This is a genomic window from Bacteroidota bacterium (genome assembly GCA_016194975.1).
Taxonomy (GTDB): domain Bacteria; phylum Bacteroidota; class Bacteroidia; order Palsa-965; family Palsa-965.
In genome coordinates this window covers 16,918-30,091 of sequence record JACQAM010000006.1, presented here as the reverse complement: position 1 = coordinate 30,091, position 13,174 = coordinate 16,918, and the positions used below count along the sequence as shown (strand labels likewise).

At 41.5% G+C, this 13,174-nt stretch carries 14 protein-coding genes; 13 read left to right on the top strand and 1 reads right to left on the bottom strand.

What is annotated here, in order from left to right:
• Position 1 precedes the first annotated feature (1 nt).
• On the bottom strand, positions 2–331 hold the full coding sequence (locus HY064_03800) for a hypothetical protein (GenBank protein MBI3509763.1): 330 nt from the start codon (positions 329–331) through the stop codon (positions 2–4).
• Positions 332–839: 508 nt separating this feature from the next.
• On the opposite strand from HY064_03800, the gene HY064_03795 reads away from it, so the two are divergent.
• The 13 genes from HY064_03795 (at position 840) to HY064_03735 (ending at position 13,174) form a co-directional block, all read left to right on the top strand.
• Positions 840–3,401 carry a hypothetical protein gene (locus HY064_03795; protein MBI3509762.1) on the top strand — a complete coding sequence of 854 codons (2,562 nt, stop codon included), beginning with the start codon at positions 840–842 and terminating at the stop codon, positions 3,399–3,401.
• 9 nt (positions 3,402–3,410) lie between these two features.
• Positions 3,411–3,722: a hypothetical protein gene (locus tag HY064_03790; GenBank protein MBI3509761.1), complete on the top strand. Its 312-nt coding sequence runs from the start codon at positions 3,411–3,413 to the stop codon at positions 3,720–3,722.
• A gap of 18 nt (positions 3,723–3,740) precedes the next feature.
• Positions 3,741–4,355: a DUF4255 domain-containing protein gene (locus HY064_03785; protein MBI3509760.1), complete on the top strand. Its 615-nt coding sequence runs from the start codon at positions 3,741–3,743 to the stop codon at positions 4,353–4,355.
• A 36-nt stretch (positions 4,356–4,391) separates the two neighbouring features.
• Positions 4,392–5,546, top strand: coding sequence for a hypothetical protein (locus tag HY064_03780; GenBank protein ID MBI3509759.1), 1,155 nt, complete (start codon positions 4,392–4,394; stop codon positions 5,544–5,546).
• Positions 5,547–5,654: 108 nt separating this feature from the next.
• Positions 5,655–7,310, top strand: coding sequence for a phage tail sheath family protein (locus HY064_03775; GenBank protein ID MBI3509758.1), 1,656 nt, complete (start codon positions 5,655–5,657; stop codon positions 7,308–7,310).
• A gap of 34 nt (positions 7,311–7,344) precedes the next feature.
• Positions 7,345–8,757, top strand: coding sequence for a phage tail sheath family protein (locus HY064_03770; GenBank protein MBI3509757.1), 1,413 nt, complete (start codon positions 7,345–7,347; stop codon positions 8,755–8,757).
• A 61-nt stretch (positions 8,758–8,818) separates the two neighbouring features.
• On the top strand, positions 8,819–9,259 hold the full coding sequence (locus tag HY064_03765) for a phage tail protein (GenBank protein MBI3509756.1): 441 nt from the start codon (positions 8,819–8,821) through the stop codon (positions 9,257–9,259).
• A 20-nt stretch (positions 9,260–9,279) separates the two neighbouring features.
• Positions 9,280–9,726: a phage tail protein gene (locus HY064_03760; protein MBI3509755.1), complete on the top strand. Its 447-nt coding sequence runs from the start codon at positions 9,280–9,282 to the stop codon at positions 9,724–9,726.
• 17 nt (positions 9,727–9,743) lie between these two features.
• The gene (locus tag HY064_03755) at positions 9,744–9,914 is read left to right on the top strand and encodes a hypothetical protein (protein ID MBI3509754.1); all 171 of its coding nucleotides are present in this window, start codon (positions 9,744–9,746) and stop codon (positions 9,912–9,914) included.
• Between the two features lie 2 nt (positions 9,915–9,916).
• Positions 9,917–10,669, top strand: a complete 753-nt coding sequence (locus tag HY064_03750) for a LysM peptidoglycan-binding domain-containing protein (GenBank protein ID MBI3509753.1) — start codon at positions 9,917–9,919, stop codon at positions 10,667–10,669.
• Complete coding sequence (gene vgrG / locus HY064_03745) at positions 10,669–12,438, top strand: type VI secretion system tip protein VgrG (GenBank protein MBI3509752.1); 1,770 nt, start codon at positions 10,669–10,671, stop codon at positions 12,436–12,438. Before HY064_03750 ends, vgrG begins: the two co-directional genes overlap by 1 nt.
• 11 nt (positions 12,439–12,449) lie before the next feature.
• Positions 12,450–12,728, top strand: a complete 279-nt coding sequence (locus tag HY064_03740) for a PAAR domain-containing protein (GenBank protein ID MBI3509751.1) — start codon at positions 12,450–12,452, stop codon at positions 12,726–12,728.
• A gap of 11 nt (positions 12,729–12,739) precedes the next feature.
• Entirely contained in the window at positions 12,740–13,174 is a 435-nt protein-coding gene (locus HY064_03735) for a GPW/gp25 family protein (protein MBI3509750.1), read from the top strand.

The window sequence follows — 13,174 nt, the reverse complement described above, 5'->3', positions numbered from 1 at the left end:
ATTACAGAACCTGTATTTTTATGAAGTATTCCGTAATGGAAACGGATCCTTTGAATCCGCTCTCGTTGCGGAAAAATCCGCCTGTAAAAGTTTCACCGAGCCAGAAAGGAAGTGGTGAAGCATAATCATCATCACCGATCGAAGAAAAAAGTATCGCAATTTTATCGTCAGAACTTGAACTTGATTTAAGATAGACGACTCCCTTTGTTCCCCCGATTCCCACACTTTCTATTTTCCAAACGTATCCTGAAGGAACTGCTATAGAAGAATCAGTATTGGGAGCAAGAGTGAGTATGAAAACGCGATTAAAAGTAAGTTCGTAGGTAGCCATAGATCAGAATTTTAAAAATCGATCAGTTCATCTGAATTTAACGAACTAAAATAAGTCTGAATGTATCAACTCTGCTCTTCATTATTATCTGTTCAATTTATTTGATGTGAAAATTATGTAGTTTTTTAAGGGCTTCTTTTTTAACCATCAGGCAACTACGTAAAGTGTTTCTATTTTATTTGGCTCTTAAACCGAAAAAACTGTCGAGCGATTAAAAAACTTAGTTGCTAAATTCATTAGCAAAATTTTTTCTTCCATTTTTCATTCCAAAAAATGACAGACAAATCTTAACGATTTTTTTGGAAGAGCTCTCAGAATGTTGCTGTAAAAAAAGAACTTCTACAAAACGTATTTATAGTTCTCAGTCAACCGTTTACATTTTTGGTTAATATTTTTTTCAAGCAACTGTTCTGAAAATCTGTCCGTGCAAAAGATTTCTGAATAGAGCATCTTTGGAAAACTCAAAAATAATTCTGAAGAAGCCGGATAAAAAATAATCCCAATATAAATGCCTCCTGTAGTACCCAAAGACATTCTCATAAGTTATTTCCAGTCGGGCGACGAACCAACTGCGGCGCAATTTGCAACATTGATCGGTTCGACGGCGAATCTCATAGACGATCGCTACTTACTCGGCTTGCGCACTTATGATCAATTAAAAAATTATCTCATTGGTGATGCAGCGATTTACAGCAATGCAGTTTATCAATGTATTGCTAACACAACAGGTCCTTTCAATCCGATGAAATGGCAAGTGATTGCTTCACTGGGATCTCCGGTATTCGCGGGTACCTGGAATGCCATCACAAATACTCCTACTCTAGCAAGCGGTGTAGGAACACAGAGTTTTTATTATGTTGTTTCTGACGCAAGCTCGATTCCTTCAGAAAACACAACGCTAGATGGAATCAACGATTGGGTTATTGGCGATTGGGCAATTTTCAGTGGTGCTGTGTGGCAAAAAGTGAGTCAGTCGCGTGTGCCCGTTAAAGCGATTGATGTTGTCTTTGATCCGACTCCTGAAATACAAACAGACAATGTTCAGGATGCGATTGAAGAAGTTCAGGCTAACCTAGAATCAGGTCTCGCTACCAAGCAGGATGAACTTACTTTTTCTGTCAATCGCATTCCTTATGCTGATGGAGTCCATTCATTGGGTGACAGTGTCCTGTCGAATGAGACTGACGGCGTCTCTATCGATAATACAAAGGTCTTCAGGAGTGCCGTTGCGAATAAGTCGCAGATTAATTTCGGTGCGACGAATGACAGCATTGAACTTTCTACAGATGGCGGCAATGAAAATGAGTCTACACTACTTCTGACGACCGGTGTGGTCACACTCAAACATGCTGATAATGGAGAACTCCTTATTGAACCCGGAGCCGACACTCTTGGAAAAGTAACATTAAAGACCAATACTGGAAGCGGATTCACTGCGACTACAGATATCGCACAGGTTGTGAATGCGCAGACATCTGTAAAAGTATTCTCCACCGGAACGATTGAAACCACTTCGACCATTCTTAAAATAAGTTCGGCAACGATCAACACACCGAATCTTACAGCATCCACGGTTCCTTATGTAAATGCTTCGAAGAATATTGTGTCTTCATCTGTTACACCTACCGAACTCGGATACATTTCCGGATTGACTTCTTCTGCCCAAGCGCAACTTGACGGAAAAGTGGATCTGTCCGGCGATACGATGACGGGCGACCTTATCCTGAATGCTGATCCTTCCAGTGCACTTGGCGCAGCAACTAAACAGTACACTGATACAAAAGTTGCGAAGAGTGGATCGACAATGACGGGTGATCTTATCCTCAACGCTGATCCTTCTGCTGCTCTCGGAGCTGCAACCAAACAATATGTTGATGCAGTTCAAACTAATGTAAATACTAAAGTCAGCAAGAGTGGTGATACCATGAGTGGATTGCTTGTTCTAAGTGGTGATCCTCCTGCTGCTCTCGGCGCTTCAACAAAACAGTACACTGATACAAAAGTTGCGAAGAGTGGATCGACAATGACAGGTGACCTTATCCTCAACGCTGATCCTTCCCTTGATCTCGGCGCCTCAACAAAGCAATACACTGATACAAAAGTTGCGAAGAGCGGATCGACGATGACAGGATTACTAGTACTCAGTGCCGATCCTTCTGCTCTTCTCGGTGCTGCGACCAAACAATATGTGGATGCGGTTCAAACGAACGTCAATAATAAAGTCAGCAAGACTGGTGATACCATGAGTGGATTGCTCCTTCTGAGCGGTGATCCTTCTGCTGCTCTCGGCGCTTCAACAAAACAGTACACTGATACAAAAGTTGCGAAGAGTGGATCGACAATGACAGGTGATCTCATTCTCAACGCTGATCCTTCCCTTGATCTCGGCGCCGCAACAAAGCAATACGCTGATTCAAAAGTTGCGAAGAGCGGATCAACAATGACAGGATTACTGGTGCTCAGTGCCGATCCTTCAGCTCTTCTCGGTGCTGCGACCAAACAATATGTAGATGCGGTGCAGACGAGTGCGAATACGAAAGTGAGTAAGAGCGGCGATACGATGTCCGGCTTTCTCACGCTCTCTGCAGATCCTACTGCAAGTCTTCATGCTTCCACAAAAAATTATGTTGATGCAAAATTCGCAGCAGTTCCTTCGCAGGTAAAAGTTGTTACGGTTCCTATTACGTTCAACGGAGCTTACGCGATTACAAATCCTGCCGACACATGGGGGCGCATCGGGCTTGAAGTAACTATTCCGAATACCACAGATATTTTTCCATCTGCAGTTTCCTTTACCACCAAACTCATCATTGATTACAATACTACCGGCGGGTCAACAGGAAGAATTGCTTTGCTTGACTGGAACAACAACCTCTCTGGAACATTTGTTCCGGTTGCTGGTACTGATAACGCAGTTGTATCAACAGGCAATGTGTGGACCAAACAGACATTCAGCTTTGCAGCCGGAGTACTAAGTGGTGGCAAGACCTATTCGCTCATGATTCAGCGAAACGGAGGGACGGGTGCCATGCAAATGGAAGGTGCCACACTAGTTCTTACATATTCATAATAACGCATCATGAAAGAAGTAACAGAAATATTTGGTAAGAATTTTATGCTCACAGGAGGTAATGAAGATCCCCGCGATCTTGATTTCACTTTCTACACGCATGAAAAAGTGATCAGCAATCCAGATGGCACACCTGACCAGAAAGAGTATTACATGAATTATGACGCCGGCACAAATGAATTTTCCGATCTCGCAGTGCACTGTAGCTACACTTATACCTATGACTCGGGTGTCCTCACGAAACGAGTGGAAGATATTGAATGGTATTTCACAGATGAGAGTGTTGGTGTAAACAGGCAGTTGGTACAGGTTTTTGAATAATACTATTAAGAAAGCAAAATGATAGGTGAAGCACTTGAATTTTTGACGAACGAGATAAACTCTTATCTCCTTTTGAAGAATGCCCCTGTTTCAGGAATGGCGACTGAGATCGTATTGACCAATGTGGCTGCTGAAGATGGTAACTGGGCAATTCCTCCTAAAACACTTGGGCTTTCTCTTATCAATATTGAAGAGGAGCGCGTTTTTAAGGAACAACAAACTGCTTTCAGGAATGAGAAAGGCGACATCGAACATTATAACCCGAATATCAAACTCAATCTCTACGTTCTTATCAGTGCTAATTTTGCTTCCGGCGATGCAGGTGGAGCAGTTAATACAACCGGTATTTACGCCGAAGGATTAAAACAGCTTTCATACGTGATAAGTTTTTTCCAGGGAAAATATGTTTTCACGACTGATAATTCGCCGCTTCTTCCTGCAGTGTTACAAAAACTTGTTGTAGAAATTCACTCCTACTCTTTTGAGCAGCAGTACAATTTCTGGACGGTGGTCGGTGCGAAATACCTGCCTTCAGTTCTTTATAAGGTGCGAATGCTTACCTATCAGGAAAAACTCCTGCTCGATCAGCAACCACCTATCACTAATCTCAATATCACCACTTCATCGAATTGATAAATGATTTCTGTAATATATAATAAAGCGTTTTCTGTGGAGCTGTCACACGATTTTTTCGTCACGGAGAATAAATTCAATGTGAATAATGAAATTGAATTGTTCCCGTCGAAAGAGTGTGCGCTATTGATCAGGAATAATAAAATGCGTTTTATAAAAAACGGAAGTGGCTTTATTACATTTTACGAAGCCTATCTTGATGCAGCACCCGTTACGCCGATTCAGAAACCATTAGTGCCACTAACTGGCTCTTCTGAATTTCTTTTTGTTCTCAGATTGAAACAGGAAGCTATTCCTTATTTTCTGAATGTTACCGATTTGAATCAGGGAGGTGCTTATAATTCCGGAAAAATATTTTTCCTTGAAGCGAATGCTGGCCTTACAACACCAGCAGATATTCCCTTTTCTCCATCTCTCATCGATGAATTGAGGCCTTCTTCCTTCACCTATTCTTTTTTACCCGGCACGCCAGGATTTACAGCAGATCTTACTGTAAAAGTTTTTCCGGAAGGTTCTGCAGTACCTGTTATTACAGTGACCCCTGTTGTTGTGGATCTGACCAACGGCACTTATACTGTCGCAATCGATCTGACGAAACAACCCAAAGGAATTTATACAATCGAAGCAAAAGATGGCTTCAATACCCTGGAACATTCTGCGATCCTGTATGTAGATTCTGACCTCGCGAAAGAGAATTTATTCGGCCTTGCCCGAATAAAATATTCCGATTCGGCCAGACTTTATGACTCCTGTAATGACCCAAAAGATTTTTTCAATTTTGAGTACACTTTTGATGTTCGCTCTACAACATGGAGATATTATATCATTCCAAAAGAAATTGATCCGTCAAATTTTGATCTTGCCGTTAAAGACGATCAAGTTGTACCGGCATATACTTTTAACGCTGTTGACCCAACTACTCAGCCATTCGGTCAACCAACTTCTCTGATGAAGATCAACGGAAAGAATCCTGTTATTATGGAATCTACTGTTCCGATTCCTTTCAGCGAGACAGCTTTAAATACGATAACTCTTTTCAAACGTGCTACCGGTGGTTCCGGAGTGGGAATAAAAGTTTTACCCGGCCTTTCAAATGCTCTTACCACAGGAGTTGACTCGGATCGTCTTGGTGCCGCACAACCCACACCAATTATAGATCCGGATGTCTCAGAAATTTTTGTAATCGCATAACCATGATCAGTACAATTGACAATAGCACATAAAAAAGTTCTTGCGGAATAATTCCGGCACGTTCTTCTGATAACTAAAAATATTCATCAACTAAAATCAAAATAAAATATGGCACTTTTTCCAAAGACCCCTGGCGTATATATCCAGGAAATACAAACACTACCGTCTTCGGTAGCAGCAGTGCCCACGGCGATTCCGGTGTTTGTCGGGTATACTGAAAGTGGGGATCTGAATAAACCGACTCGTGTTACTTCTCTTATTGAGTTTCAACAGCATTTTGGTGGCGCTTTTAATGAAAATATTACTGTAACACTAACGGGAACGCCATCGGATATTGCAATCGCATTTACAAACCCTGCGGAACCTCAATTTCGTCTTTTCTATGATCTGCAGATGTTTTTTGCAAATGGCGGCGGCACGTGCTACATAATCACCGTAGGTCACTATAATACATCTCCTTCAATTGTCGCTGCCGATTTGAAGGCAGCAATTGCATTTGCAGAACAGGTCGATGAAATCTCTATGATTGTTGTTCCTGAAGCAGTCGCACCTGATGTAGACGACAATGGAAGAAGAGATATTTACAATGAGATGCTCGCCCATTGTGCGAAAATGCAAGATCGTTTCTCCATCATGGACGTTTTAGTCCGTTCCGGCAACACAGTATTTGACGATGCTCAGGATTTCAGAAATTCAAACGTGGGAGCAAACAATCTGAAATATGGTGCAGCTTACTATCCTTCACTCGAATCTGGACTTTCATTTGCTTATTTAGACTCGAGCGTTACTATTTCTGCTTTAATTCCACCATTACCCTTTAATACAAATACCCTCGATGTTGTAAAAAACGGAATTTTCGCTTCTGTTCATATTACATTTAATTCCACTTTTAACGCAGTCGATTTACTGATCGGCGGTATTTCAATTGCTCCAAGTGGATCCATTGCAAGTGCTGGCGCTATCGCGTCTGCAATTAATACTAATCCACTTTTAAATTCAACATATTCAGCGACAGTCGCAACAGATGTTATTGTTACGACAAAAACTGCAGGAATCCCAAATTCCATTGCCGTTACAGGCCCAGCAACTACATCTGACGTAACTGTTTCACTAAGCGTTTCGGGAATACTCCCAGATACACTTCTGTATAGTCGTATTACTAGCGCCCTGCAAACATTTCCTCTAATACTATATCCTTCTGCAACTATGGCTGGAACCTATACCGCTGTCGATAATGATCGTGGCGTATGGAAAGCTGCTGCTAATGTTAGCGTTAACGTAGTAGATAGTCTTGGCGTAACAATTACTGATTCCGAACAGGGTGATCTGAACATTGATCCTGTAGGAGGAAAATCAATTAACGCAATAAGAAATTTTGCCGGAAGAGGAAACCTGGTGTGGGGAGCACGGACACTTGCCGGCAACGATAATGAATGGCGTTACATAAACGTACGCCGTCTTTTTCTTTTCGCTGAAGACTCCATCCGCCACGCTTCTGAATTTGTGGTCTTCGAACCCAACGACAAGAATACATGGATGCGCGTTAAATCCATGATCAGCAATTTTCTTACCGACTTGTGGAAGCAGGGAGCTCTCACGGGTGACAAACCTGAACAGGCTTACTTCGTAAAGGTTGGTTTGAATGAAACGATGACTGCGCAGGATATTCTCGAGGGAAAACTGATCATCCAGGTAGGTCTTGCAGCGGTTCGTCCTGCTGAATTCATCATACTTCAATTCATGCATAAACTTCAGGAAGCTTAATAAATAATACTAACCAAAAAATAAAACAAAAAAAATGGCAACAACTTTCAATACTCCGGGAGTTTACATCCAGGAAATTTCAACTCTTCCACCATCAATCGCCCCTGTATCAACAGCTATTCCGGCTTTCATTGGCTATACCGCAGCGGGAACAGCAAATTCTCCTGTGAGAATTACCTCCATGATAGAATATGTAGCAAATTTCGGTGGCCCCTATCTTGAAACATTCGATATCACCATCGTTGATACACCTGCAACTGTTCCAATTACAAGTCGGGTTATTTCTTCAGCCTTTAATGGAGGCCCAAAATCTTTCAATCTATTTCAAAGCATGCAACTCTATTTTGGTAATGGAGGCGGTCCTTGCTATGTAGTTTCTTCGGGAATTTATCCTAATTCTTTGTCATATGCCACTGACATTAAAAATGCTCTTGATGCTCTTGAGAAAGTAGATGAACCAACACTTATTTTGAGTCCTGACATGATTGGAAGCGGCCTGTCTGGAAGCTATGGAACTTTTCTAAATGATGTATTAATACAATGCGCAAAACTTCAGGATCGTTTTGGAGTATTTGATAATCCGGTTGATGATGTTACAACAGCCGCACTTACAACTTACAGGGGAATATTTGGTTCTAATAATCTTAAATATGGAGCTTCTTATATGCCTTTCCTTAAGACCGGACTTCCATTTGGTATAAATGAGGTCACATCTACGATTCCAAGTGCAAATTATAATGGGAATGATCCTTCTGTTTTAGCTGTAGTAAATAAACCATTGAATGATGGTTCTGCTACTTCTGTTAAGGCTCTTAATTTTTCTCTTTATCAGCAAATCATTTCAAATATCAACAATAGCCACCTTCTTACACTTCCTCCTTCAGGCGCAATGGTTGGAATTTACGCTTCTGTTGATAATGACCGAGGTGTTTGGAAAGCGCCTGCTAACGTCAGCGTTAATCTGGTTAATTCTCCCACTATAGCCATAACTGAAGAACAACAGGGAGGTATGAACGTTGATTCAAGTTCAGGAAAATCCATCAATGCTATCCGTTCTTTCACCGGTCGTGGAATTCTCGTGTGGGGATCACGCACACTCGCTGGGAATGACAATGAATGGCGCTATGTTCCTGTTCGTCGCCTTTTCATTTTTGCGGAAGAATCGATCAAAAAAGCAAGTGAGTTTGTCGTGTTCGAACCTAACGACAAAAATACCTGGCTTCGTGTGAAATCAATGATCTCAAATTTCCTTACCGATTTGTGGAGACAAGGTGCTCTTGCAGGTGATAAACCGGAACAGGCGTTCTTTGTAAAAGTGGGATTGGGAGAAACAATGACAGCACAGGATATTCTTGAAGGTAAATTGATCATTCAGGTTGGAATGGCGGCGGTTCGCCCTGCTGAATTCATTATCCTGCAATTCATGCACAAATTACAGGAAGCTTAATAACTGAAAATAAAAACAACAACTCAAAAAACAAAAACCAAATTTCAAAAACAAAATAACTATGGCAACTACACCATTTTATCCCGTACCGGTATTTCATTTTCAACTTGAATGGGGCGGTAATCGTATTGGTTTCACAGAAGTCACCGGCTTCAACCAGGAACGTCAACCTATCGAGTATCGTGAAGGAAGTTCTCCTAACTATTTCGTATCAAAAATTCCAGGAATGCACAAAGTGGGAAATATAACAATGAAGCGCGGGTACGGAAAAGGTGATAACCAGTTCTACGATTGGCTGAACGCAACGAATCTTGATAAGCCCGATCGTCGGACGCTCACCATGAAACTCCTCGATGAAACACACGCGCCAATCTTTACATGGACTTTAAATAATTGCTGGCCATGCAAAATAGAAGGCGCCTCGTTCAAGGCTACAGGTAATGAGATTGCAGTGGAAAGTCTTGAAGTTTGTCTTGAATCATGGGAAATTGCCGCTTCCTAATCTTTTAATCTGAATTCGTTATGTCAGGCGGTACACAATTTTATCCGCCGGTTAGTTTTCACTTCAGGGTGGAGATTGCCGGTTTTGGAAATGACATTGGCTTCCAGAGTGTGGATGGCTTGAGTATAGATATTCCAGTTACGGATCATGCCGAGGGAGGAGAAAATGTATTTACTCATCACCTGCCGAACAGAATATCCTACAAAGACCTCACTTTGAAAAGAGGAATGTTGCTTGGATCCGCATTGATCAAATGGTTCAAAGATGCCGTTGAGAATTTTCAATTCGATCCGAAAAATGTGACAGTGAGTTTACTTGATGAGAGCCATACTCCGATAGCCCAATGGAATTTTGTCAATGCATGGCCTAAAGCTTGGAATATAGAATCGTTCGACGCAAGCGGAAATAAAATTGCTGTAGAAACTATCATCCTTACTTACCAGTACTATCAAAGAGTTGCCATTTAGCTTCAATTTTACAAATTATGCCGATAGAAATAAAAGAACTCGTAGTACGCGCTTTCGTAACCTCTCAGCCCGGAGATAAAAAGAATCAGGGTGAGAAGATTACAAAAACCGCCAGTGAAACGCATGAAATGCAAGCGGAAATAATTGAGCAATTAAAAAGAATGATCACCGATAAAAAGGACCGTTAGTCATGGCAACAAATAACGCGCTTGCGAAACTTACGATCATTCCATACACGAGTGATAAGTTTGACACCCTTGCAGGCACTGCTTTTGTTGCAATGTATAATCCTTCGACACTTTCAACGTCGCATACGCAGGATGTTCAGGAAATGAAAACTGCGAATGGTAGCGACAATTCTACACAGGATAAAAACAAACAGAATCCAACGGTAAGCGTTGAATTATTACTTGATGGAACCGGAGCTTCTCCGCCACAAAATGTCCTGGCAACTGAATCGAACACCAGTGTTCAGGGTTTTTCTACTGCCATATCAGGTTTGGAAAATGGTAAAGTCAACATATCGAAAGCAATAGAGATTCTTTTCAAAGTTCTTATGAAGATTGAATCTAAAACGCATGATTCGAATTTTCTCAAAGTGATTTGGGGTGAAGGACTTTATCTAGAATGCAAAGTTCAATCTGCCACTGTCAATTATTCTCTTTTCAACAGAGATGGCTCTCCATTGAGGGCAACAGTCTCCTGCACTTTTATCGAGACTAATAATCATGTGATGTCTCAGAGGAAAAACAAATTATTCTCCCCTGATATCACCAAAATTCATTTGGTAAAAGCCGGAGATACCATTTACAATATTGCAAAAAGCGAATATGGTAGCGAATCTTTTTATCTGCAGATAGCAGCAGCAAACGACCTTATGAATTACAGAAAACTCCAGCCCGGGCAAAATTTAATTCTTCCACCTACCAATAAAGCGGAATAATGAGTGAGTCAACAATCATACCTGGTCACGACAAACTGTCCAAACCGAATTTCATTGTAACCGTAAATGGACAGGATGTTACCATGAAATATGGCCTTGTCTCTCTTATGATAAGCAAAAGAGTCAATCGTATTCCTTTGGCTGAAGTTGTATTATATGATGGTGATGCCGCCAAAAGAGATTTCGAATTAAGTGACACAGAAAATTTTATTCCGGGAAAAGAAGTCACTATTAAAGGCGGTTATGGTGACAATCCCCAGGTTATTTTTAAAGGAATTATAATAAAACAATCGATCAAAGCACCGCTTAAAGCACCTTCAACAATGATACTTGAGCTGAAAGACAAGAGTATTAAAATGACCATCAACCGAAAAAATAAATATTTTGCAGATAAGAAGGACAGCGAGATTATTGAGAAAATCATAAAGGACAACGGACTCCAGGCAGAAGTTGATACTACAGAGGCCTCGCACAAAGAAATGGTTCAGTACTATTCAACCGATTGGGATTTCATCGCATCGCGCGCTGAAGTCAATGGACTTCTTTTGTTTATTGAGGATGGAAAAGTAAAAGTAAAAAAACCGGAATTCGCTGTTAAAGGTGATTCTCTGAATCTTACTTACGGGGATAATATTGTTGACGCAGAAGCTGAAATGGATGCACGAGATCAATATGCCGATGTTATCAGTAAGTATTGGGATTATTCAAAACAGGAAGTTGTAGAGCGAACGGCAACCGGTCCGATGGTGAGTCCTGAAGAAGGAAATCTTACTTCAAAAAAACTTTCTGACGTTCTTGGCTCCATTGATTTTCTTCAGCAGAACCCTGCAAAACTATTGGATGAAGAAGTTGCTGCGTGGGGTAAAGCGAAATTACTTCGCAGCCAGATGTCGAAAATAAAAGGCCGCATCCGGATTTTCGGTACTCATGCGGTTAAACCCGGTGATGTTATCAATCTTGCTGGAATGGGCAAACGCTTCAATGGTGCAGCTTTTGTTTCTTCTATTACACAAGGGTACAGCGTTAACTCACCTTGGTATTCAGACATTATGTTCGGATATTCAGAAGAATGGTTTTACGAACGCTATGACAACATTGTTGATCGCCCCTCCGCTGGATTGTTACCTTCTATAAACGGGCTAGTAACAGGAATAGTAACTGACATTGTGGATCAGGATGGCGGTGAATTCCGTGTGCGTGTACGCATTCCTCTTATAGATAAAGGAGACAAAGGAGTTTGGGCGAGGATCGTTGCCGCAGATGCGGGAAATGCGCGTGGAATTTTAATACGTCCGGAAAAAGATGATGAAGTGCTTCTCGGATTTGTAAACGATGATCCGCGCGATCCTGTGATACTCGGAATGCTTTACAGCAAAAAAAATAAAGTGCCGGATAAACTCAAACCGGATGGCGACAATAAGATGAAGGGATGGATCACCAAGGGAGGAACAGAGATAACTATAAACGACAAAGACCAGATCATCACGGTAATTACTAAAGGAAAGAATTCGATTACGATCGATGACAAGAAGAAATCCATTACGCTTGAAGACCAGAATAAAAATAAAATGGTGATGGATGATAAAGGATTTCTCCTTGATACGCCGAAGGATATAAACATGAAAGCGAAAGGGAAAATAAATATCGAAGGGACGAATAATGTTACCGTAAAATCCAGCGCACAGTTAAAAGCACAGGGGACTGCCGGCGCAGAATTCTCTTCAAGCGGACAAACAGCAGTTAAAGGAACAATGTTGAAACTGAATTAAACCAAACGATCATGCCAGCAGCAGCAACAGTAGGAGATACAACAACACATGGTGGAACCATCGTGGGACCTGGTGTTCCGACCGTTCTCATCAATAACAAACCGGCCGCGGTCATGGGGGACAATCATGTTTGTCCTATCCCGCCGAATACTGGACATATTACATCTTCGCCTTTCATTATTGGAAGCACAACAGTTCTTATCAATAACAAGCCTGCTTTGCGCGTTGGTGACACTTGCGTTTGCGGCGCATCTTCGGCAGTGGGGCAGCCAACAGTAATGATCGGATAAAAAGAAAGCAAATGGCCGACGAAAAAACATTACAGGAAATATTTGGAACGGGAAGTTTTCTCGGACAAGGATGGTCTTTTCCTCCAACGTTCATAAGCGGAACAAATACAATCGCGCTTGTAAAAGCAGAGGAAGACATCCAGCAGTCGCTTTATATACTTCTTTCAACAACGTTAGGAGAACGTGTGATGCTTGCCGACTTCGGCGCTGATCTTCACAACCAGATATTCGAACCAATGGATGCCGGCTTCAGGCCTTTTGTAACCGCCATCATACGTAAGGCGATCATTCTTTATGAAGCCCGCGTAGATCTTGATAGTGTTGACGTACTCATTGAACCGCTCGAAGGAAAAGTTGAGATCACCGTGAACTTCACTATTATTTCCAACAACACGCGATCAAATATTGTTTATCCGTATTACATCAATGAAGGAACAAACGTTTAA

Bases quoted from the DNA above. Each gene is read 5' to 3' on its own strand.
- HY064_03800 (MBI3509763.1), bottom strand. From the start codon at position 331: ATGGCTACCTACGAACTTACTTTTAATCGCGTTTTCATACTCACTCTT.
- HY064_03795 (MBI3509762.1), top strand. From the start codon at position 840: ATGCCTCCTGTAGTACCCAAAGACATTCTCATAAGTTATTTCCAGTCG.
- HY064_03790 (MBI3509761.1), top strand. From the start codon at position 3,411: ATGAAAGAAGTAACAGAAATATTTGGTAAGAATTTTATGCTCACAGGA.
- HY064_03785 (MBI3509760.1), top strand. From the start codon at position 3,741: ATGATAGGTGAAGCACTTGAATTTTTGACGAACGAGATAAACTCTTAT.
- HY064_03775 (MBI3509758.1), top strand. From the start codon at position 5,655: ATGGCACTTTTTCCAAAGACCCCTGGCGTATATATCCAGGAAATACAA.
- HY064_03770 (MBI3509757.1), top strand. From the start codon at position 7,345: ATGGCAACAACTTTCAATACTCCGGGAGTTTACATCCAGGAAATTTCA.
- HY064_03765 (MBI3509756.1), top strand. From the start codon at position 8,819: ATGGCAACTACACCATTTTATCCCGTACCGGTATTTCATTTTCAACTT.
- HY064_03760 (MBI3509755.1), top strand. From the start codon at position 9,280: ATGTCAGGCGGTACACAATTTTATCCGCCGGTTAGTTTTCACTTCAGG.
- HY064_03755 (MBI3509754.1), top strand. From the start codon at position 9,744: ATGCCGATAGAAATAAAAGAACTCGTAGTACGCGCTTTCGTAACCTCT.
- HY064_03750 (MBI3509753.1), top strand. From the start codon at position 9,917: ATGGCAACAAATAACGCGCTTGCGAAACTTACGATCATTCCATACACG.
- vgrG (MBI3509752.1), top strand. From the start codon at position 10,669: ATGAGTGAGTCAACAATCATACCTGGTCACGACAAACTGTCCAAACCG.
- HY064_03740 (MBI3509751.1), top strand. From the start codon at position 12,450: ATGCCAGCAGCAGCAACAGTAGGAGATACAACAACACATGGTGGAACC.
- HY064_03735 (MBI3509750.1), top strand. From the start codon at position 12,740: ATGGCCGACGAAAAAACATTACAGGAAATATTTGGAACGGGAAGTTTT.